Source organism: Streptomyces sp. WAC 06738, assembly GCF_003945505.1.
Taxonomy (GTDB): domain Bacteria; phylum Actinomycetota; class Actinomycetes; order Streptomycetales; family Streptomycetaceae; genus Streptomyces.
The window spans coordinates 4,637,703-4,656,052 of the sequence record NZ_CP029618.1; the positions used below are offsets into that span (position 1 = coordinate 4,637,703).

Genomic DNA, 18,350 nt, shown 5'->3' on the forward strand with positions numbered 1-18,350 from the left:
TCGAAACCACCGGCCACGCACGGGAGGGTTTTTCCATGGCGCTGCACGGATTCAGCGACGACGAAATCCGCGAATACATCCTCAGCTCGCGCGAGCAGCTCGGCCCCCGCAAGTTCGCCGCCCTCGTGCGGGCCTTCCACCTCGGCGACGACCAGGGCCTGCTCACCCAGCGGCCCACCAATACGAGCAACCCGCCCCGGCCGCGGACCATGGCGGCCGGCTACGACTACCGGTCCAAGACGATGTTCGTGCGATTCCGCGGCGAGAAGATCGCCAAGGGCCTCTACCGCGACGGGGTCGGATACGAGTACTACAACGTCACCCGCCGCGAATGGAACCGGTTCCGCGACGCCCCCTCGCCCGGCAGGCTGATCAACACCCACTTCAACAACAAGCCCTACAGCCCGGCCGCCTGGTGATGCCCGTGCTCGTCACCACCACTCGCTGCCAGCGCGACTGGCCCCGGCGTTACCGCACCTACTACCAAGAGACGGCCCCGCCCTTCCGCCGGGCCGAGCCCGCCACCGTCTACCGGCTCGGCACCCGCGGTCTCGTCCTCGGCCGCTGGACCTCCCAAGCCGAAGACGAGCACCAGGCCCTCACCGACGCCCTTGGCGCCCGCCCCGCGGCCCTCCTCAGCTCCGAAGGCCATCTCCTGCCCAACTACCGCCGCAACTCCCCGGAGACGTAGCCATGCTCAGCCGACGCCTCGAAGACCGGCTCCTGGCCGACGCCCGCCGGCGGATCGCCAAGATGTCCACCGACTCGGCCCGCGAGTACAGCATCTCGGTCTGGGCCTACGGAATGAGGGTGGCCGAGAACCCGTCCGAACACCTCGAAGACGATCTCGGTGAAATGGACATGGCCCTGGCCACCCTCCAGGCCGTACGCGAGCGACTGGCCGGCGACTAGCCCAGCACAATCACTGTCTCGTCCTTCGCGATGACGTGCCCCTCGACCAGGCCGTCACGCGCGGCGCCGGCCGTGTAGATGGTCATGGTCGGCACGGCTTCGCGGTCGGCGCTCCAGGCGTCGATGTGCGCGACCAGCTTGCGTGCCAGGTCGGACCCGGCAGGCCCGTAGCCCGCCGCGCCCAGACGCCACGGCCGCTCCGGATCAGCGTCCTCCCGCTGAAGGATCAGGTAGGCGACAGACCCGCCGACCACCAGGGCCGGGCTCCGTACGGGAATCGCCGGCCGCCGTACTCCCGCATCCAGGGCCTCCTTGGTGACCTCCAGCCGGCACACGGTGTTGTCGGACACGGTGGCGCGCAGCCAGATCCCGTCGAACGGTTCCTGACCGCCGACGCGGGCCTCTGACCACAGTTCGACGAGCGATGTGGAGAACACGTCCGTGAGGAGATCGCGGTCGACCGACTGGTCCTGGTCGTAGTGGACGCGGATCGTGCCGTCGGCGAGTTCGGCGGTGCGTTCACCGTCCTGGCCGATGATGGGGACGAAGCCGCACAGCTCCATACCGTCGGAGACGAAGGTCTCGCCGTGACGGGTGAGAGCAACGGAGCGGGTCTGACCGCGCCAGCGGAACGGCAGCACGAGCTGCCCCCCGTCGGCGAGCTGCTCCCACCAGGCACTGGGAATGTCCCAGAGACCGACGGTGGCGATCATCCGGTCATACGGGGCGTTCTCGGCAACGCCCTTCAGCCCGTCCCGCTCGATGACCGTGACGTGCTCGTATCCGGTCTTGTTCAGCATGGTCCGGGCATGCAGGGCAACGTCCGAGTCGATGTCCATGGTGGTGACCTGGCCGTCCTCGCCGACGATCTCGGCCAGGAGTGCGGCGTTGAAGCCGGTGCCGGCGCCGATCTCCAGAAGGCGATCACCGGGCTGCGCGTCGAGCTGGGCCAGCATCATCGCGACGATGGACGGCACAGAGGCGAGCGAGAGCGGCAGTGGGCCGCCCGGGTTCTCCTTGATGCTCACGGCCTCGTCGGTGTACGCCTTCGAGGGGTCGAGCCCCGGGAGGAACTGGTCCCGCGGGACGGTTCGCATGGCCTGCTCGACGGCGACCGGCAGGGGGCGGCCGGCCACGATTTCGTCTACGAGTTGGTTGCGCTGCTCGTCGAGTGTGGGCGTGTCGTTCACAGGGTCCCTTTCTAGTGGAGGAGGAGGCAGGTCTCCCACCCAGATGCAACGGGGCGGGAGGGGCTGAGGGTGTGGATCGTGAGGAGTACGCCGTCGGCGCCCGTAAGCAGCCCGGCGCTCTCGGGGAGCGGATTGTGTGCCAGGTGAGCGGTGAACTGGGCTCGCAAGCTCGGCAGCGTACGGTGCAGTGGGCTGTCAGCGTCGGCATCGGCAGCAGCCCGGTCCGCTGCGAGGCAGAGCCCCGCCCAGCCATGGCAGACCGTGGGGTCTGTTAGACGTGAAAGCTGGACGGGATCACTCAGGCACGCTGCCAGGAGGGCTTCGGCCCGGCTGCGGCTTCCGCCCCGGTCGCAGGCAGTCGCGGCCAGTTGGAGTGCTCGGGCGATGCCCGGAGTGCCGTAGCACCATGAGGGCCTGCCCGCGCGGAAGCGGGGCGACGGTCCTGCCAGCCACGTATCCAGAGACACTGTTTCGGGCCAGGCCGCGCCCCCGTCCGGCTCAGGCTGAGCCCAGTGCTCCAGGAGCTGGCACGAGGCCGCCAACGTCTCAAGCTGACCGGCTACGGTGTGCCCGGCTCGGCTAGCCCGCGCGAGAAGCGCAACGGGGCCGGCGATGCCGTGGGCCATCCCGAAGTTCCCATGCCCGACCGGCCAGGTGTCGTCAGGGTGTCCGGTTGGGCTGTCCGAGGTCCACCAGCCGGGCATCTCGTTGGCACCGACCTTGACCGGCTGCTGGAGGAGCCGTACCAGGTAGCGCAGTACGCCGTGGAGTGACTCAGGTCGCGACTTTCGGTACAGGAAATACGCACCCAGTCCGGTCAGGCCGCTGATCAGGTCGTACTCGCGCATACGGGGAGGCCGGCCGCTGTCCATGCGCTGCTCGGCCGCCGACAGCCGCCGCGCCGCCAAAATGGTCAGGGCCTCGTCCAGAGTTTCAAGCGCGGTCCGGTATGCAGGGTGCCCGGCTGTGTGCAGGGCAAAGGCCACCGCAGGTGCCCCGTAGAACAGGCCGGCGCTGTCGTGATGTGCGGGGGGCGGCTTGGCAGCCATCGCGCGTGCTGCCTGGTGCGTTGCATCCCACCGTCCGCTGCCCTGGGCGAGCACCCCTTTGTAGGTGACGGTCCCAGGCAGGCCACGGCCTAAGTCGTGCAGGACGTCAGTCATCGGCCGCCTCCCGAGCGAGAAGGGATCGGCATGCCTGCCGCGCCGCGTGACGGGATGCCGCCTCTGTCTCCCTGTCCGGCCCCATTAGTCGGTTGTGATGCATGTGCAGCAGCGATTCGAGCACGGAACTAAGCAGACGCGCGTCGAGCTGCTCGCGGTAGGCGCCCAGCGCTTTGTGACGCTGCTCCCGTGCGGTGACGATCCGGTCCGTCCATCCTGTGCAGCGCCCCAGGGCGCCGGCACGGACCTCGTCCAGGACCGCCCGGGTAACCTCCTGCCGACCTGCCGCATCGGCAGAGGCATCAGCCAGGTAGCGCACCCCTTCCTGGTCTCCCAGTAGGCCACGCGCGATATCGATCATGCCGAGCGCGCACAGAACATGGCGGTCTGCTTTGGGGAGATCAGCGAGCAGATGGCGGGTCATGTCGCTGTCCGCGACGAACACCGTCTCTGCGCTGATGAGGGTCGGCCCGGTGCCGTAGCGGCCGAATTCGGGCCGGTAGCCGTCGACAATGAGCCGCGAGGCCAGCGCGTGGGCTTGGAGTTGCTCGGTCCAGTCGGCCAGGGACTGGGTCACCGCGGCGTAGGCGCCAGCGTCAGGCACGGCGATCCGCAGCCTGAGATGGTCATCCTCCTGCGAAGTGCGGTAACGGACGAACCAGCAGTCGGGCTCGCCGAGAGTAGTGAGCAGCTCGGGCAGCCGACGCGTGACGATCTGGTCCATCACTGTGGGATGCGTGAACACCTTGGCCTGCGCCCACCGCTGCCAGGCAGCCCCCGGCGGCGGCAGCATCTTATTGAGCACGACCGGGGCGGTCGCGACATCGGGGTGCGGCAGCGGTGAACGTGCCGACGACATGGGGAGAGTGATTTCGTGAGCATGCCCGATCCAACCTAGCTCTCGGTCGTCGGGGGTCTCCACCAGCTCGGCGTTCCCGTGGCGCCGGAGGTGGGCGTGCAGCAGCCGCGCGTGCACCGGTTCGTTCAGATCAAGGCGCAGATACCGGTCGTCGGAGAACAGTTCCAGACGGCGTGGGCATGTCCACTCCACGGCCCATTCGGACAGTGCCTTGTGCCAGGCGGGCCCGAAGCCGCCGGTGGGCAGATCTTCGGTGGTCAGTCGCCAGCGGGCTGGGGAGAGAATGGCCCTCCCGTGGCGGACCCTCGGCAGGTACGGCATTCCGGCTGCCAGTGGCCCCCAGTCGAAGCGAGTCCAGGCGCCAGCAAATCCGCGGGCGAGGAGAGCGATGAACCGGGCGATGGGAGGTGCCTGCTTCTCCAGCGCGAGGGGGTGGAGGACGACCGGCTCGACTACGCGGCGCCGGGAAATACTCACCAGATGCATCCGCTTGCTGGTGGACACCACGGCGAGGTCATCGAGCGGGATCACGTTGTCGGCCGGCTCCCTGTGCTCGCCGACAGGAATGACGTACGGCAGGAACGGGGGAATGCGCCCGATGTTCTCGGCGTGCGGGTGGGGCGGGGTGAAGGAGAGCTGAGCCGAGAGCGCACCGTCGACCAGAGTCGGCAGCTTCCTGTAGGCCGCGCCCATGCCGCTGTCGTCGAGCGCGACAGCGAAACGGCCGGAAAAGGTGCCGGTGCTCCATGCGGGACGCACGGACAGTGTGAAGTCACCTTCGTCGACCGCCGCGGCCGTCGCAGCGTGGAGGCGCACGGCCATCTCCATGTGCGGCACGATCGGCACTTTGTCGAGATCAGCGGTGCACAGCTCGTCGATGTCGGAGTCCGTGAGCCGGATTTCCTGGGCCCCGTGCATAGCCGCCTGCCACGCCTTGCGCATCAGCAGTTCATCGCGCGGAAGCACCCTGACGGTGGGTTCCGTGAGCAGGGACATGGGGAAGTCCGCCGGCAGTCCTGCTCCAGCAGCCAGATCGGCGGCCTCACGGACCGGCACGAGACTGCCGGCGCCATATCGCTCCCAGAAGACCTCGTGGTACGCCGACCACACCGGCTGTTCCCGCAGATTCCTGGTGAGGCGAAGCAGGGCCTCCCCGGCGCGTTCGGCTTCCTCCAGGACGAGCGGGGGAACGCGCACCGTGGCGTCCAGCCGTAGATCAACGCTGAGCCGTGTGCGGCCCTGGTCGCAGACACCGGTCATCCTGGCTGTGGCCGTCTGCCGCAACTTCCGGGCCGCTTCGGGGGACTTGGCGGCGTTGTGTACGGAGAACAGGCGGTGGACGACGGCCAGTTCATCGAGCAGGGCTAGCGTGTCCGGATTCAGGTGCGACGACACGGGTGTCAGCACGCGAAGCATGTGCCCGAGAGGATCGGAGTCGGTCATCGGCGCAAACAGGCTGCTCGTCAGCACGCCGGCTTCCAGCGCACCGACGAGGAGCTGAACAATCTTGTCGGGTGTGCCCCCCAACGCCGAGAGCTGGTCCAGGATTTCACTTCCGGTGACCGGGACGGCAGCGAGCTTCAACAGGGCGCCCAGTGGCCGGTGAACGCGCAGGCTGGCAACCCGACCGCCTGACAGCGGCCGGTCCAGGATGTCGCCGTGCTGCACCGCCAGGTCGTCAACGCGAAAGGACAGGTGGGGCACGACGTCCGGTCGAGCCGCGAGACCGCGGCGTACGTGGTCCAGCCACAACGTGTCCGGCCGGGCCAGAGGCGTGTGGGCTGAGCCGACCCGGCCCGCACACGGACCGCATTCCGCCGTGGCCACACCGGCGAACAGCCCGAAGGGTGTCGGCCGGCCCGCGGCACGCAGGAAGTACCGGGCGGTGGCGTCCACCGTCTTGCGCAGCTGCTTGGGCGAGACGTCCTCGCCTTGCAGGACGCGGTCGGCAGCTTGGGCAAGACGGGGAGTAGCGGCCCGAGTCGCGTCCGAGAAGGCGGAGATGGCCCACACCTCCTCCAGCCAGCGTCGACAATCTGACAGGTCGTTGTCCACCGGCCAGCCGACGCTCAAGGAGTGCAGCGGAAGGACGGCGGCCCGTACGAGAAGCACGTCACCGCTTCGCAGGAGTCTGGCCCTCGGCATCATTAAGTCCCCTCTATCAAGCCCGTGCGGGGCGGTTCCCCGCCCCGCACAGACTTCAGTTCAGGTGTCAGCTCGCGCACGCCGAGGCACACGTGCTACCACACCCGTCGCCGCTGCCGCAGTCGGCGGGCACGGGAGTGGGGGAGTCCGTGATGACGATTTCGAGTTCCCATTCGTCCGGGGACGTGGCCGTGGTGATCGACGCGTTCTCCGCGATCGCAGTGGACAAGGCAGTACCTCCGATGTAGCCAATGGTCGTTGTGCGAGAGGACGGGAATTCCTGCTCGCTCTCGGGAAAGCTACTGCTTCAACTAGGCCATCGGAAGAGGCAATTGAGCCTCCACCAGCATTGGCATATGTGAAAAGAGTTGAAGCAATTCGGGCAGGCGGAATGTCTGGGCCAACCAGCGACTTGGGGAGTCACGCGGATGAGGTCAGCCCAGACAATCGCAGTGCGAAAACGCTAACTTTCGTTCCCTGAACCATCCCCTCTCTGAATCGGCATCGTGAACCGCCGGGAAGACGCCGTGGGAGATGCGGAAAGGTCGTCTTCGGCGGAGTCCAAATAGTCAGGCTCGGCCCGGCAGGGGCACCACGGGGGACAGCACCGCCGGCGCCCGGCCGCGGAGAGTATGGCGGCGACCAGGCCGGCCCAGAGGAACACTCCGGTGGCCCCGATGAGGCCGCACACTGTCGCGCCGGTCGCCCTGTCGCTCACTGCTGCTCTCCTATGGGGGGTGGGCTCGGCCGGCACAAGGAGTTGAGAAGCCGGCCGAGCCCTGCGTCAGGTGACGGGAGGGCCTTCCTGACACCTCCCGCCACCGCCTGAGAGCCCTGAACTGGGCTGCTTTCGAGCCGATTTGAGCTGCACGGCCCGGCCCCCCTAGGTCCCTCAGCCGGAACCGGGCCGTGCGCTCCCCCTGCCGCATTACGGGCTGCGACAGGTCCCGCCGGACTAGGGCTCGATCTCGCCCAGCGGGGAGTCTCTCGGGGTGGGACCCAGCTTGCGCTCCAGGCCCCGACGCACCTGCTCCAGGACATCCATGAGCACCACTGGGTCCTCCAGATCAGGACGTCCGACCCGCTCCTTCGCGAGGGCCTCGCGCCTGGCCGCGTCGGCCGGCGACTCCCGCTCTGCCTGGGCCTGGCCCCGCTGAATGAGGGAGTACCGAAGCGCCCGGTACTGCTCGATCAAGGCATCGAACTGCCGCGGCGTGGTGCGGATGGAAAGGCGTTCGAGTCGACCGCCCTCCGTGGTCTCGTCCCAGCACGTCACATCAAGCTGAAGCGACTGTTCGGGGCGCGGGTCCTCGACTAGGTCCGCCTCGGGCAGGAGTGACAGGTCGAAGTCCTGTTCTGCTAACCGCATGCCGGTCATGCCTCACCGAGCCAGAACCTACAGCTTTTCCCATCATCGGTCTCGTTTACCTCAAAATGTGAGGAAAGGGCATAAACCAGAACTAGCCCTCGACCGTGCTCATCTTCGTCATCGCTCGGTTCGCGTCTCTCCGGTTTCTTCGGCGAACCGTCTCTCACCTCCACGCTGAGTGGCGCGGACCATAGGGTGACCTCGAATCTGTCACCCTCGGCGTATTCGACCGCGTTCGTGGCGAGTTCGCTGAGCAGTAACGCGCTGGTCTCGGCTCGGTCCTCGGTGACGCCGACTTCCAGGCACCACACTCGGACCCAGTCGCGAGCAGGCCCTACGGCCCGCCGCGTGCGCGGAAAAGCTGTACTCGCCACGAGCGCGCCTTGCTTACAGTGCTGTTTTGTGCGCATGGCAGCCTCCAGCACGCGGCTATCGGCCAGCCGCGCAAGACGATCACACACCGCAACGAGCCCCGTCCGGCGTGTAGTTGAGAGTGTGGTGCGTACGCAGGTGCGTACGCAACCCCGAAGCCTGATTTGCCCCCGGACGTGCCACGATTGAGTGCCTTCGCGCTACCCTGCGCAGGACGGTAGGCCGAGGAAGGGAGGGGTGATCATGGCAGTGAACCTCGCAAACATGGCCGCGCGAGAGCGGTTTGGCCAGGAGTTGAAGCGTGTCCGACTCGCGGCCCGCCTCGACGGCAAACCCGTCGGGCAGAAGCAGGTGGCCCAGGCTCTGGGCTACAAGCAGTACCACCGTTACTCCCGTATCGAGCGTGGCGAGACGTGGCCCAACGACCATGAATGGGAGATCATCTGCAACCTTCTCGGAATGGACGAGGTGACCCGCGTACGGCTGTCCACCAAGCGTGAAGAGGGCATGGCAATCGGCAGCGCCTGGTGGACGGAGTTCCAGGACGAATTCCCCGCCAGTCTGATCGAGTTCATCTCCTACGAGGACTTGGCAAGGAGCGTCACCACGTGCGCTGCCAATCTCGTACCAGGTCTCCTCCAGACCGCCGACTACGGGCGTGCCGTCATCAGCCAGCTCTCCAAGACGACGACGACCGAGCACCTCGTGGAGCGGTCGGTCGAGCTGCGCATGAAACGGCGGGGCGTTTTCGAGAAGCCCAACCCGCCGGCAGTCGAGGCCATCATCGGCGAAGCCGCTCTACATCAAAGAGTGGGCGGCACGGACGTTATGGCCGAGCAACTCGGCCAACTGATCGAGGATATGACGCAGCGGAACGTCACTGTTCGCGTCATCCCCTTCCATGCGTCTTCCACCCTCTCCTATTTCTTTCACTTGTTCGAGTTCAGCGGGACGAGTGAAGATCCGATCGCCGCGTTCGACGGCGTGACAGGTATGTCCTTCGAGAAGCGAGCGAGGGAGATCCGGGGCATCCGGTCCCTCCTGGACTCAGCCAGAGACCTGGCGCTTCCTCCGGCGGACTCGTTGGAAATAATCCGAGCACTCAAGAAAGAGCTGTCGCGTGACTAAGGAAGAGACCCTGAAGGCCCTGCTGGCGGCCGACCTCACGAACGCTGAGTGGACCAAGTCAGCGGCCTCGGGAAACACTGCTCAGGACTGCCTCGAAGCAACTCGGGTCGAAGGGCTCGGGTGGGTGCTGCGACACTCCATCCTCACCAGCCATGTGATCCCCCTGACCGACTCTGAGTACGAGGCGTACGTGAAGGGCGTGCAGGCGAACCAGCCCGGTCTCGTTCCGGGCGTCTGACACTCCACAAGACGAGGCCCGCTCCCTGTTCAGGTCAGGGGGCGGGCCTTCGTCATGACCGCTTCCGGGGCTTCGCCTTCCTCGCGGCCTTCTTCTTCCCCTTGCCCTTGCGCTCGGGGAGCTTGGAGTGGTCCGTCTTGTCGGCCCATTCCTTCGCCCAGCTCATGCCCCTCGCGAAGGCCATCTTCTCCTGGGCCCGCGACTGGAACGGCATCGTCAGAGCGCGCTGGTGACGCAGTTGAGGAGATTGGTGACGAGGGTGACGACGTCATTGATGATCGTGGACAGCATGAGAGACTCCGAGTCAGTAGGTGGGGGCCATGAAGATCGAGGAGCGGCCGTGGCCCATCGACGGTGCTCCGGTGGGTGCGGTGCCGGGGGCGCCGAGGCCGAGCTGGGCGCGCGTGGGGCGTCCTCGGACGGGGGTGGTGCCCGGCTGAGTGCTCAGCCGCGGCAGGGAGGCCGCGGAGAGTGCCGGCGTCCCACGGGGGTCAGGCAGTTCCGCCGGCCAGCTGGCCGCGAGGCTGCTCCTGGGGCCTCCGGTGGGGGTGCCGGGTAATATCTCCCAGCTCGGGTTGGGGCGTCGTACAAGGGGCACTGCGCTCACCTCGGATCAGGCAGGGACCTCTTAAAAGTGCCCGGCCGGAAAAACGAGGCGGTAATTTCAGGGGTTGCCGTACTCGGGTTTCGCGTAGGTGAGCTTAGGCAGCTTCGCGGTGAGCGACCTGATCCGCTTGTACTTGGCCCTGGTGGTGTGCCGGTCCCAGGGGTAGTTGTCGACGACCGGCACGTTGGGGAACAGCCAGACGTCATCGGGGTGGATGTGCCAGGAGAGCTGGCCTGTTGGACTCTCGATGTACAGCACTGGCCAGCCTGGGGTGAGTGGGTCGGTGTGGGACAGTGCCCCACCGAAGAGCGCGACCAGCACGGCCAGGAGGTGGGCGCGCTCCGTGTAGATGTCCATTTCCTTGTTCTGGCAGCCGTCAGCCATGTGGGCGTCCTTCCGGAACGAAGCTGACGCCATATTGGAACGGCAGAGAAAATGTCTCGGCGCGACACGGACCGGCTTTCGGGTGACGCGTGCGTTATCCGGGGGGACTTTCCGGTCAGCTCACTCGCACGGCCGTCATGCGCCGATCCGGGGCGCGAAGACGAGGGCGGCCTTCACCGCGGCGTCGTAAGCGATCCGGTCCCGGCGCAGCTCGTGGACGTGCAGCTCCAGGGCGCCGGAGATGGCCTTGTACAAGTCGGTACGCACGCCCAGAACCTGGCCGTCGAGGTAGGTGTAACCGTCCTCCTGGCGGCCTTCCTCGGCCATGTGCAGCAGCGGCAGGCAGACCGGCGGAGGACTGCCGTCAAGGTCGGCGTGGCCGCATTCGAGGCAGCAGCACGGCAGCCCGCGGTACTTGTCGACCTGCCGGCACTTCGCGTGGTCGCCGGCCGCGCACGCGGTGGACAGGTAGAGCCCTTGCATGAGGGAGCGCAGCAGCTCGACCAGGTCCCGGACACTGGTGGGTTCATCCATGGCGTCTGAGTCTTCCACTTCGTTGAAGGTGGGGCGCGCAGAGCATGAGCAAGGCCCCCCACTGGGAACAGCAGCGGGGGGCCTTGTCGCTCCGGCCTCCGGTTCATCCCCCAATCACCTCACCGTAAGAAGCGACCACGTCACGGGGGACTCTCCGTCGTCCGTCGCGCTGTAAAACGGGCGAGTCGGACATCTGGTTACGCACTTTCCGCCGTCCCACCCGAATGGCCGAACCGATTCTGATAGCGCTGGAGCATTTCCACGATGGGCTCCGACCCGTAGAGGAGGGGGCCGTCGGAGCCGGCCTCGGCCTGGTACGCGAGCCACAGCATGCCGACGACCTGGCGGGCCGTCCTCCGCAGTCGCTGCCTGGGCAGCAGGGAGTAGCCCAGCCCCATCCGCCGGTACCGCTCGCGCTCCAACAGGGCCATTTTGAAAGCTGGGTTGGTGCGTTTGAGTGAGTCGATTTCCACCCATGAGTCAGTCCACTCCACACCGAACTGAACCGGCAGCCACACCGAGTCCATGAGGAACAGCGCGAAGTTCCCGACGGCCCTGGCCATGTACCGCGCGTCGCTTTCCAGGAGCATTCTGCTTTTCCGGCTCTTCTCGTCGGCGTCCTTCACGAAGAACCGGATGTACGCCATAGCCCAGAGACGCGGGTCCTCGACGACTCCCGGTTCCGTCATTTGTTGCATGGTTTTGCCTAGCCTTCCGGTCATGAAGTGTGCTCCCGATTCACGGGCTTTGTGCCCCCAGTGCGGCCATCCGATGGAGCTGTCCCGCAACGACTACGGGTACTGCGCGCTCTGCCGTACCTGGGCTTCCCCCATGCCTGAGAAACAGCAGGTGGGTGTGTGTAAGTGCGTGGTGGCCGCGCTCGCCGAGATGGCGCCGGACCCGGCTACCAGGCCCGGCCGGCACTTCCGCTGCACTCGGCACGACCAGGTGGTGGTGTGGGACGGTCTGACCTGGAAGTGGTCTAACCAAGCAGACGATATCGGCGAGTTCCCCCGATTGGCGGGCTGATCGAAACTGGGGGACGTGCCAGAGTTAATCCCGACAGGACGGGGCTTGGACACCCCACAATGGTCGAGGCCGCACCCTTTCCCACGCAGGGGGGTGCGGCCTCGGTCTATGTGTCAAGGAATGGGCGGTAGCCTCGCGGCCTCAGCTCCATCTCGAACTCGCCGTTGGCTTTCGGGGCGAAGACGATGGGGCACGGAAGTACTTCGTCGTACCCGACGATTTCCCGGGCGCGGCTCTCGATGGCCTCCGCCCACGGCATGGTCTTCGCCGGCAGCCGCCACGAGCCTTGATGGCACTCCATCCACACCAGCCGCTCAATCGGCTCGACGTAGATCCGCTCCAGCAACAGCGTCACGGGCCGCTCGACCTGGAACATGTGCAAGCCCCGCACCTGCTGGAGGTACGTGCTCCTCACCGTCCCGGCCAGGTCCAGTCGTGCCACAACCTCTCCCCGTCACACTCTCTGTGAGGCTGACAGTATCCGCGTGGCCACCCCGCCGCCCTGGCGCGAAAAGGCGTAGACGGTAGGCCAGTTCACGAGCTGCCGACGCGCGTCGGAGTCCAGTCGGCGAGCCCACTCGTGAAGGTCGGCCGGCAGGATGTACCGGTTGCCGTTGGCCGCAGTCACGGACCACTGCCGGTAGCCGCCGTCCCACTCCACCGCGCACACGGTGAGCACCAGGCCCAGGTCGCCGTTCTCGACGTTCGGTACGACGAGGCAGCCGGGGCCGGACTGCTTCCACGCCGACTCAGTCCACGACACGGGCCCGCCCCGAGATGACTTCCTCGACGGCCTCGGGGTGGCCGGCCTTCGCCTCGTCCAGCGACCCGTAGACCCATAGCCGGTAGACGGGGGGTTCTCCAGTGCCGGGGATGTCGAGCGGAAGAGGCCGGCACTTCGGGTCCGGATTCGGGGGGTACACGCTGGAGGCGTAGAGGTGGGGGACGTGGCCTTCCGGCACGGGTCCCTTCTGCGCCTCCTCGTCGAAGACCGTGAACACGGTGCGCACCTCAACCTGCCGGCCGTCGGCCAGCGTGGTGGGCGTCCAGTACATGGTGCAGCGGTCCAGATCTTCGGAGAGTTCGACGGCCGCTCTCGCGGTGATGGCCTGGCCGTCGAGGTCGAAGGCGAGTGGGGTGCCGTCGGGGCCGCGAGGGATTGCGTTCTGGTCGGTCACTGTGTCGAGGACAGCTTGGCTTGCCACGCCGCTTTCCTTTCCTACGAAAACCGAAGGCCCGGCGCAACCAGGAGAAGAGACGACGCTTGGGGGGGATGAGCGTCGTGCATCTGGTTGCGCCGGACCATTCCGAACGTGCAGGCAGGGGCTCCGACGAGGGGGGGTTCGACAGGAGCCCCGCCCTGTGTGCACGCATATTCATCAACGCACAGGCGCGGGGGTGAGTCACGCGGTTCTCGCCGAATTTCCCCCCGAGTCACTCTAATGGGTGAAGCAATAACTCTCCGCGCATGCTCTGGCCGATGGCGATGTCCAAGATGTGGCGGAATGCGGGCCCGCTGACCGAGGCTTTTCAGACCCTTGATGACGCACGGTAATAACCCCGCAGGGTCCTTACCTCACGCACACAGTTCCTCCCCCGCATCACCCTCGCTGGCCGGCTTGTCCTCGCCCCTGACGCGCTCCAGTAGGGCCTCCGTGGACTCGAAGATCGGGAAGACCTTGGTCAGGCCCGTGATCCGGAAGATCTTCCCGACCCGCTCGGATGGCGCGACGATGACGACCCCAATGGGCGGTGTCGCCTGCCGGCACTGCTTCAGAAAGCCCACGGCCACGCCCAGCGCGGTCGAGTCCCAGAAATCGATCTCGGACAGCTCCAGGCCCACATACCGCGGCAGCACCTCCCGCTCAAGGAACTCCCGCAGGTACTCCCGGAACTTGGGGAAGGTGTAGACGTCCAGCTCGCCCACCACCTTGACCAGCACCACTCCGCCCGGCAGCTCCTCATGGGACAAGCCCAGCTCGAACATCGGCACCGCAGTCACTCCTCTTCGCCACGGTCTGCCCAGTGCGCCCGCCCCGGGCACCTGAGCAGGCCCGTCCAGTCCTTCGCGTACGGGAGGCGGCATGTGGGGCACCGAACCATGTCGATCGGCTTGGCCATGAACGGCACAGCCAGCTGCTCAGCCTCGGCGACCTTCTCTCGCAAGTCGAACATTGATCCACTCCGTTACGCCGCGACCACTGTCTGTGCGGAAGAGTACGACCTGCGTACGCAACTGCGTACGCACACCGCCCACTTGGCATATGCCACACCCGTAGCCGACCTGCGCCACAACCCCCAATTTCAAAAGGCGCCACCCAAACGGGTTAATACCGCCTTGCAATAAAGAAAGCCGCTCCCTAAGTTCTCGACCCATGACGACGCGACTCAGCCAGGTCGTCGCAGTGGAAAAGCCCATCAAGACCGAGGCATACGGCACCCTCAGTGCCCGACACCACGAGGTCCAGAAGCCCCCGCTGCTCACCGGCATTCTCCGTACCTACCGACCCCGCGACGACGAAGGCGAGCAACTCCCGCCCGAATCCACCCGCGTGCAACTCCGCGCGATCGACGCCGTCAGCGAGGTCATGCAGGCCCTGACCCGCTTCTACGACGTCACCGCCACCCGCGACTGGGCCAACACCACGGCCAGGGCGGACATCAAGATCGCCGGCCAGGTGCTCATCTCCCAGGTCCCGGTGCCCTTCCTGCTGTTCCTCGAAAAGCAGCTCCAGAACCTGCACACCTTCGTCGAGAAGCTCCCCGTGCTCGACCCCTCAGAAGAATGGGTGTGGGACCAGGACAAGGGCGTCTACAAGACCCCCGCCTATGACACTCACCGCTCCAAAAAGGTCCCCCGAAACCACGTCCTGGCCGAAGCTACCCCACAGCACAAGGCCCAGGTCGAAATTATCTACGAGGACATCCCCGTAGGAACCTGGACCACCGTCAAGTACTCCGGCGCCCTGCCGGCCAGCCACGTCAAGGCCATCCTGGGACGCGTCCAGGCCCTCCGCGACGCGGTCAAGTACGCACGTGAAGAGGCCAACGCCACCGAAATCCCCCAGGTGCGCGTGGCCGGGCCCCTCCTCGACTACCTCTTCACCAACTTCGCCCCGCCAGCAGGCGAACAGGCCGCCGCGGCGTAACGCGCAACGAGGGCCGGGCATCTGTATGCCAGTCAGGCACATGGGTAACAGTCAGCATTGCGAGACAACGCCCGGGAGCGGGAGGGGTACCCCGCACCAACCCACAGACCCCCGCCGCCGGCGTGCGGCGGGTGCTCAAGGAGCGCAATCTGAAGCTCAGGACTGAAATTCAGCACGAGGCGGGCATCACAGTGGAGGTTCGAATCCTTCTCCCGGCACCACAAGCCGGGGTAGCCCAACCGGTAGAGGCATAGCGACCCGCCGACAAACTGAAGCTCTCGCTCCTAAGCTCAGGCACGCCACCAAGCGCCGGATCTACCGGCCCGAGCCACATCCCCGAAATGCCGGTTCAAATCCGGCCCGCGCAGCTCGATGCGCGGTGGTCCAACGGCAGGACACGGAGACCTCAATACGACTCGGAGCCTTAAAAGTGCCGGCGTCCGCTGATGGGTGGATTCCTTCACAGGACTCGACTCTTAATCGAGAACCCTCCCAGGGGGTCGGGATAGGCTACGTCCCGGCCCCCGCCAGCACACCCAGGAGGCCAAAATCCGCTTCGCAGACCGCTGGGCCGAATGCTGGCCCCATACCGTCACCGCGACCCGCCACGTCGAAGTCCTCGCCGACCGGGGCGCCTGGCGCGCAGAAGCCCTCGACAAACGCCTCCGCATCGAAGAGGCCCTCCAACACCACCAGGCCGACGACGACGGCAATTGCACGACCTGCCAACAGCCGGCCCCCTGCCTGACCGCCTACGCGCTCAGCACCCGAACCATCTGGGCGCGCATCGCCAAGGCCGAGCCCCGCACCCAGCCCCTCACCGACGACGACGTGAAGGCCGCGCTCGTCGAGCTGCTCCCGGAACTCGCACCGGACACCGACGACAAGCCCAGGCTCCCCCCTCGCAAGGCCGGCTGACACCGCGCGAGAACATCGAGCAATATGGACGGCCGGCGGAGCCTGCACCCGGCAGGCGACGCGACGCAAAAATCACGGCCAGGAGGAGCCATGACCGAGCCGCCCGCGGGCCGCATCAGCCACCGGGACAAGGAAGGCCGGCCCCTAGAGCTGCTGGAGTGGGCCCAGCTGTACGAGGACTTCGACTACCGCCTCGTCGCCGAAACCAGGGTGGGCGACCAGCTGGTGCGCACGATGTGGGAAGGCATCGACGCCGGAGTGGTCGGTGCCGGCGACCTGTTCCACACCGGCTACCAGAGCAACGAGACCGGCAACTGGCGCGACGCCTGGGCCGGCCACCACCCCTGCACGCTCATCGAGGCCGAGGCCGCACACGAGCTAGTCGTCGCCAAGGTACGGGAGCATAAGCCGCGGGCCAGCGACCCCGAGAAATAGCACCCCGCCATTTTTCGCCCGCGCATTTTGCTGCGGTCGGCCCGAGGCCGTCGCCTCCACGTGTGGTGCAGGCACCCCCTCTACGAGCCCGCGTACGCCCCCGGCTCACGCCGACGAACCGCGCTCCTTACACCCCCGATTTTCACCCCCACCCCCTGAATGCGGGTGTAGGTGCCGGGTACACGCCAAGTAGGCCGTCTTGGGCGGGCGGCCGACGGCGGCTCCTCATCCCCCGAAGGAGCCGCCGGCCTCTGCTTAGCGTCCGGGGGTCAGTGGGCGGCGTCGAACGCCGCCCGGATTTCCCGAGGAACGCGACCGCGGTCGTTCACCTCATGACCGTTCGCGCGGGCCCACGTACGGACCTCCTCAGCACTTGGACCATCCGTGGCGGCCTTGCGCGCCCGCCCCGCCCCTTTGGACCGGCCTACCTTCCGGCCCTTCTCGATGAACGGCCGAAGCGCCTCGTCCAACTTGTCGTAGTTATCCGGCGTGAGGTCGATTTCGTACTCAACGCCGTTCAGGGAAAACGCATGCGTGCTGACCTCGTCCGACTTTTCGCCGGTGAGGTCGTCTTCGAAATAAACCACAGTCTTCTGAACCATGGCCGGATGCTACCCAGTCGCGCTGGAGTGGCGGGCAGAGACTGCCACGGCGTCACTCAGCCGAGAATCCGTCAGAAGCCCAACGCCACGGCCCACGGCACGGCCATGGTGTGACCGCACGCCACGAACGTGAACCGCTCGACGAGCACGGACTGTTCGCTGAGCGCGGGCCGGATCGCCCCCGGTTCCACACCACAGACTGGGCACCGCGGGAAGCGGTCCGTATGCGCGGGCCCCGGCTCGCGCACGGGAATTACGTGCGGCGGGCCCTCTGGAGGCCCAGGGCACAGCAGGCCCCAGCCGCCAATCCCCTCGGGAGCCGCGCGCACCGCACGAAGCGTACGGATGCCGTGCGTACCGCACTTGGGGAAGCGCCGGCCGATGGCGTCGGGCACGTAGTCCGCTGCTGGAGGCTTGGTCACAAGCTCACCGTGCCGCCAGGCGCCAACTCCCGTCCAGCGCTTACGAATTACTCACCCCGAAATTCTTGACCCCCGCCATTTCTCACCCTGGCGAGGGCATGCGGCGGGAGCTGGTCTTCGGGCCCGGTGGTCGGCACTTCCCAGACCGCGCGGTCGCACTCGAACGGCCTGGCCCCTAGCGTCCACCAGGTACCTGCTCCCGCCGCACGACTTTGACCTTAGCGACGCGAAAGCCATTTTCCGCTACCAAATCCCCCGCATGCACTCGAATGCAGTACGCACGACCTTCACGGTGTAACACCGCACGTATGCTGCCCGCTGGGAGAAGACGCGGTGCAACGTGCAGTGCTACTCGGCTCAGTGAGGTGGACTCATGACCTTGACCTTCTTCGTGCTGTTGCCTTCTCAGCCCCTGAAGTTCTGGTCCGTCGCCGATCTGGTCCAGGAGGTCGAGCGCCTCGAAGCCGCGTATGTCGACCTGGAGCAAGCCACCGCCTCGCACGCGGTCATCGACCAAGCCATGGGTGTCGTCGTCGCCTTCGGACAGATCCCGCCGGAGGAGGCATGGCGCGTTCTGCGCGACGTGTCTCAGCACACCAACACCAAGCTCCGCGTCGTCGCTGAGGACGTCCTGAAATTCGCTCAGGGCACCCCTCTGACCAAGGGGGAGCGGGCTGAACTGCAACGAGCCGTCATCCGGTACGGCGGCACTCCTCGCGGCCCGCTGCGCTAGTCTCAACTCTGCTCGGTCGGTTGGACCTGAGACGGCATCTGGCGCATCAGTCCGCGGCGTTGGGCCGTACAGCGATCCTGGAAGTGCCGGCCGAGCACCAGCCCGCGGCCGTCGGCTGCGAGCCCCTAACCGGAATTTCTGCTTCCGGCCACTGCCGGCGG

General features: G+C 66.6%; 24 protein-coding genes. 8 read left to right on the forward strand and 16 right to left on the reverse strand.

Annotated features, from left to right (window positions below; genetic code table 11):
* Window positions 1-35: 35 nt before the first annotated feature.
* From DMB38_RS20330 to DMB38_RS20340, 3 genes are read left to right on the forward strand one after another with little or no spacing between them, the layout of a single operon-like run.
* The gene (locus DMB38_RS20330) at window positions 36-419 is read left to right on the forward strand and encodes a KTSC domain-containing protein (protein ID WP_125936384.1); all 384 of its coding nucleotides are present in this window, start codon (window positions 36-38) and stop codon (window positions 417-419) included.
* A 5-nt stretch (window positions 420-424) separates the two neighbouring features.
* Window positions 425-691, forward strand: a complete 267-nt coding sequence (locus DMB38_RS20335; RefSeq protein ID WP_125936385.1) for a hypothetical protein — start codon at window positions 425-427, stop codon at window positions 689-691.
* A 2-nt stretch (window positions 692-693) separates the two neighbouring features.
* A complete protein-coding gene (locus DMB38_RS20340) occupies window positions 694-912 on the forward strand; it encodes a hypothetical protein (protein WP_125936386.1) in 219 nt (72 codons plus the stop codon).
* Here the strand turns inward: DMB38_RS20340 and fxlM are convergent.
* From fxlM to DMB38_RS20370, 6 genes are all read right to left on the reverse strand, one after another.
* Window positions 909-2,102 carry a methyltransferase, FxLD system gene (gene fxlM, locus DMB38_RS20345; RefSeq protein WP_164716051.1) on the reverse strand — a complete coding sequence of 398 codons (1,194 nt, stop codon included), beginning with the start codon at window positions 2,100-2,102 and terminating at the stop codon, window positions 909-911. The two genes, DMB38_RS20340 and fxlM, sit on opposite strands and share 4 nt — an antisense overlap.
* An 11-nt stretch (window positions 2,103-2,113) precedes the next feature.
* Window positions 2,114-3,265: a lanthionine synthetase C family protein gene (locus DMB38_RS20350; protein WP_125936388.1), complete on the reverse strand. Its 1,152-nt coding sequence runs from the start codon at window positions 3,263-3,265 to the stop codon at window positions 2,114-2,116.
* The gene (locus tag DMB38_RS20355) at window positions 3,258-6,197 is read right to left on the reverse strand and encodes a lantibiotic dehydratase (protein ID WP_164716053.1); all 2,940 of its coding nucleotides are present in this window, start codon (window positions 6,195-6,197) and stop codon (window positions 3,258-3,260) included. Before DMB38_RS20355 ends, DMB38_RS20350 begins: the two co-directional genes overlap by 8 nt.
* A 139-nt stretch (window positions 6,198-6,336) precedes the next feature.
* Window positions 6,337-6,498, reverse strand: coding sequence for an FxLD family lanthipeptide (locus DMB38_RS37505; protein ID WP_276314962.1), 162 nt, complete (start codon window positions 6,496-6,498; stop codon window positions 6,337-6,339).
* Between the two features lie 726 nt (window positions 6,499-7,224).
* The gene (locus DMB38_RS20365) at window positions 7,225-7,647 is read right to left on the reverse strand and encodes a hypothetical protein (RefSeq protein WP_125936390.1); all 423 of its coding nucleotides are present in this window, start codon (window positions 7,645-7,647) and stop codon (window positions 7,225-7,227) included.
* Window positions 7,644-8,048: an ATP-binding protein gene (locus tag DMB38_RS20370; protein WP_125936391.1), complete on the reverse strand. Its 405-nt coding sequence runs from the start codon at window positions 8,046-8,048 to the stop codon at window positions 7,644-7,646. Before DMB38_RS20370 ends, DMB38_RS20365 begins: the two co-directional genes overlap by 4 nt.
* A gap of 205 nt (window positions 8,049-8,253) precedes the next feature.
* Here DMB38_RS20370 and DMB38_RS20375 point away from each other — a divergent pair, with 205 nt between their 5' ends.
* Together DMB38_RS20375 and DMB38_RS20380 are read left to right on the forward strand one after the other, a co-directional pair.
* Window positions 8,254-9,138 (forward strand): helix-turn-helix transcriptional regulator, encoded by an 885-nt coding sequence (locus tag DMB38_RS20375; protein ID WP_125936392.1) that lies wholly within the window; start codon window positions 8,254-8,256, stop codon window positions 9,136-9,138.
* Window positions 9,131-9,376, forward strand: a complete 246-nt coding sequence (locus DMB38_RS20380) for a DUF397 domain-containing protein (protein ID WP_125936393.1) — start codon at window positions 9,131-9,133, stop codon at window positions 9,374-9,376. Before DMB38_RS20375 ends, DMB38_RS20380 begins: the two co-directional genes overlap by 8 nt.
* Window positions 9,377-9,428: 52 nt before the next feature.
* On the opposite strand, the gene DMB38_RS36200 is transcribed toward DMB38_RS20380, so the two are convergent.
* The 8 genes from DMB38_RS36200 to DMB38_RS20415 all read right to left on the reverse strand — a co-directional run bounded on the left by DMB38_RS36200 (window position 9,429) and on the right by DMB38_RS20415 (window position 13,917).
* Window positions 9,429-9,590 (reverse strand): hypothetical protein, encoded by a 162-nt coding sequence (locus DMB38_RS36200; RefSeq protein ID WP_164716055.1) that lies wholly within the window; start codon window positions 9,588-9,590, stop codon window positions 9,429-9,431.
* A gap of 450 nt (window positions 9,591-10,040) precedes the next feature.
* The gene (locus DMB38_RS20385) at window positions 10,041-10,367 is read right to left on the reverse strand and encodes a hypothetical protein (RefSeq protein ID WP_125936394.1); all 327 of its coding nucleotides are present in this window, start codon (window positions 10,365-10,367) and stop codon (window positions 10,041-10,043) included.
* A 135-nt stretch (window positions 10,368-10,502) separates the two neighbouring features.
* On the reverse strand, window positions 10,503-10,901 hold the full coding sequence (locus tag DMB38_RS20390) for a hypothetical protein (RefSeq protein ID WP_125936395.1): 399 nt from the start codon (window positions 10,899-10,901) through the stop codon (window positions 10,503-10,505).
* A gap of 197 nt (window positions 10,902-11,098) precedes the next feature.
* Window positions 11,099-11,590: a hypothetical protein gene (locus tag DMB38_RS20395; protein WP_125936396.1), complete on the reverse strand. Its 492-nt coding sequence runs from the start codon at window positions 11,588-11,590 to the stop codon at window positions 11,099-11,101.
* A gap of 446 nt (window positions 11,591-12,036) precedes the next feature.
* A complete protein-coding gene (locus tag DMB38_RS20400; protein ID WP_125936397.1) occupies window positions 12,037-12,372 on the reverse strand; it encodes a hypothetical protein in 336 nt (111 codons plus the stop codon).
* Between the two features lie 12 nt (window positions 12,373-12,384).
* Window positions 12,385-12,693, reverse strand: a complete 309-nt coding sequence (locus tag DMB38_RS20405; RefSeq protein ID WP_125936398.1) for a hypothetical protein — start codon at window positions 12,691-12,693, stop codon at window positions 12,385-12,387.
* On the reverse strand, window positions 12,680-13,135 hold the full coding sequence (locus DMB38_RS20410; RefSeq protein ID WP_125936399.1) for a hypothetical protein: 456 nt from the start codon (window positions 13,133-13,135) through the stop codon (window positions 12,680-12,682). Before DMB38_RS20410 ends, DMB38_RS20405 begins: the two co-directional genes overlap by 14 nt.
* A 371-nt stretch (window positions 13,136-13,506) precedes the next feature.
* Window positions 13,507-13,917 carry an anti-sigma factor antagonist gene (locus tag DMB38_RS20415; RefSeq protein WP_125939156.1) on the reverse strand — a complete coding sequence of 137 codons (411 nt, stop codon included), beginning with the start codon at window positions 13,915-13,917 and terminating at the stop codon, window positions 13,507-13,509.
* 388 nt (window positions 13,918-14,305) lie between these two features.
* Between DMB38_RS20415 and DMB38_RS20420 the strand changes: the two genes are divergently transcribed.
* The gene (locus DMB38_RS20420; RefSeq protein WP_240662388.1) at window positions 14,306-15,079 is read left to right on the forward strand and encodes a hypothetical protein; all 774 of its coding nucleotides are present in this window, start codon (window positions 14,306-14,308) and stop codon (window positions 15,077-15,079) included.
* Window positions 15,080-15,589: 510 nt separating this feature from the next.
* Here the strand turns inward: DMB38_RS20420 and DMB38_RS20425 are convergent.
* The gene (locus tag DMB38_RS20425; protein WP_125936400.1) at window positions 15,590-16,000 is read right to left on the reverse strand and encodes a hypothetical protein; all 411 of its coding nucleotides are present in this window, start codon (window positions 15,998-16,000) and stop codon (window positions 15,590-15,592) included.
* Between the two features lie 87 nt (window positions 16,001-16,087).
* Here DMB38_RS20425 and DMB38_RS20430 point away from each other — a divergent pair, with 87 nt between their 5' ends.
* The gene (locus tag DMB38_RS20430) at window positions 16,088-16,432 is read left to right on the forward strand and encodes a hypothetical protein (RefSeq protein WP_125936401.1); all 345 of its coding nucleotides are present in this window, start codon (window positions 16,088-16,090) and stop codon (window positions 16,430-16,432) included.
* Between the two features lie 269 nt (window positions 16,433-16,701).
* Here DMB38_RS20430 and DMB38_RS20435 read toward each other — a convergent pair whose 3' ends face one another.
* Window positions 16,702-17,034, reverse strand: coding sequence for an Lsr2 family protein (locus tag DMB38_RS20435; RefSeq protein WP_125936402.1), 333 nt, complete (start codon window positions 17,032-17,034; stop codon window positions 16,702-16,704).
* 795 nt (window positions 17,035-17,829) lie between these two features.
* Here DMB38_RS20435 and DMB38_RS20440 point away from each other — a divergent pair.
* Window positions 17,830-18,189, forward strand: coding sequence for an ANTAR domain-containing protein (locus tag DMB38_RS20440; protein ID WP_125936403.1), 360 nt, complete (start codon window positions 17,830-17,832; stop codon window positions 18,187-18,189).
* Window positions 18,190-18,350: the final 161 nt, after the last annotated feature.

Bases quoted from the DNA above. Each gene is read 5' to 3' on its own strand.
- DMB38_RS20330 (WP_125936384.1), top strand. From the start codon at position 36: ATGGCGCTGCACGGATTCAGCGACGACGAAATCCGCGAATACATCCTC.
- DMB38_RS20340 (WP_125936386.1), top strand. From the start codon at position 694: ATGCTCAGCCGACGCCTCGAAGACCGGCTCCTGGCCGACGCCCGCCGG.
- DMB38_RS20350 (WP_125936388.1), bottom strand. From the start codon at position 3,265: ATGACTGACGTCCTGCACGACTTAGGCCGTGGCCTGCCTGGGACCGTC.
- DMB38_RS20365 (WP_125936390.1), bottom strand. From the start codon at position 7,647: ATGACCGGCATGCGGTTAGCAGAACAGGACTTCGACCTGTCACTCCTG.
- DMB38_RS20370 (WP_125936391.1), bottom strand. From the start codon at position 8,048: ATGCGCACAAAACAGCACTGTAAGCAAGGCGCGCTCGTGGCGAGTACA.
- DMB38_RS20375 (WP_125936392.1), top strand. From the start codon at position 8,254: ATGGCAGTGAACCTCGCAAACATGGCCGCGCGAGAGCGGTTTGGCCAG.
- DMB38_RS36200 (WP_164716055.1), bottom strand. From the start codon at position 9,590: ATGCCGTTCCAGTCGCGGGCCCAGGAGAAGATGGCCTTCGCGAGGGGC.
- DMB38_RS20385 (WP_125936394.1), bottom strand. From the start codon at position 10,367: ATGGCTGACGGCTGCCAGAACAAGGAAATGGACATCTACACGGAGCGC.
- DMB38_RS20390 (WP_125936395.1), bottom strand. From the start codon at position 10,901: ATGGATGAACCCACCAGTGTCCGGGACCTGGTCGAGCTGCTGCGCTCC.
- DMB38_RS20395 (WP_125936396.1), bottom strand. From the start codon at position 11,590: ATGACGGAACCGGGAGTCGTCGAGGACCCGCGTCTCTGGGCTATGGCG.
- DMB38_RS20415 (WP_125939156.1), bottom strand. From the start codon at position 13,917: ATGTTCGAGCTGGGCTTGTCCCATGAGGAGCTGCCGGGCGGAGTGGTG.
- DMB38_RS20420 (WP_240662388.1), top strand. From the start codon at position 14,306: ATGACGACGCGACTCAGCCAGGTCGTCGCAGTGGAAAAGCCCATCAAG.
- DMB38_RS20430 (WP_125936401.1), top strand. From the start codon at position 16,088: ATGACCGAGCCGCCCGCGGGCCGCATCAGCCACCGGGACAAGGAAGGC.
- DMB38_RS20435 (WP_125936402.1), bottom strand. From the start codon at position 17,034: ATGGTTCAGAAGACTGTGGTTTATTTCGAAGACGACCTCACCGGCGAA.
- DMB38_RS20440 (WP_125936403.1), top strand. From the start codon at position 17,830: ATGACCTTGACCTTCTTCGTGCTGTTGCCTTCTCAGCCCCTGAAGTTC.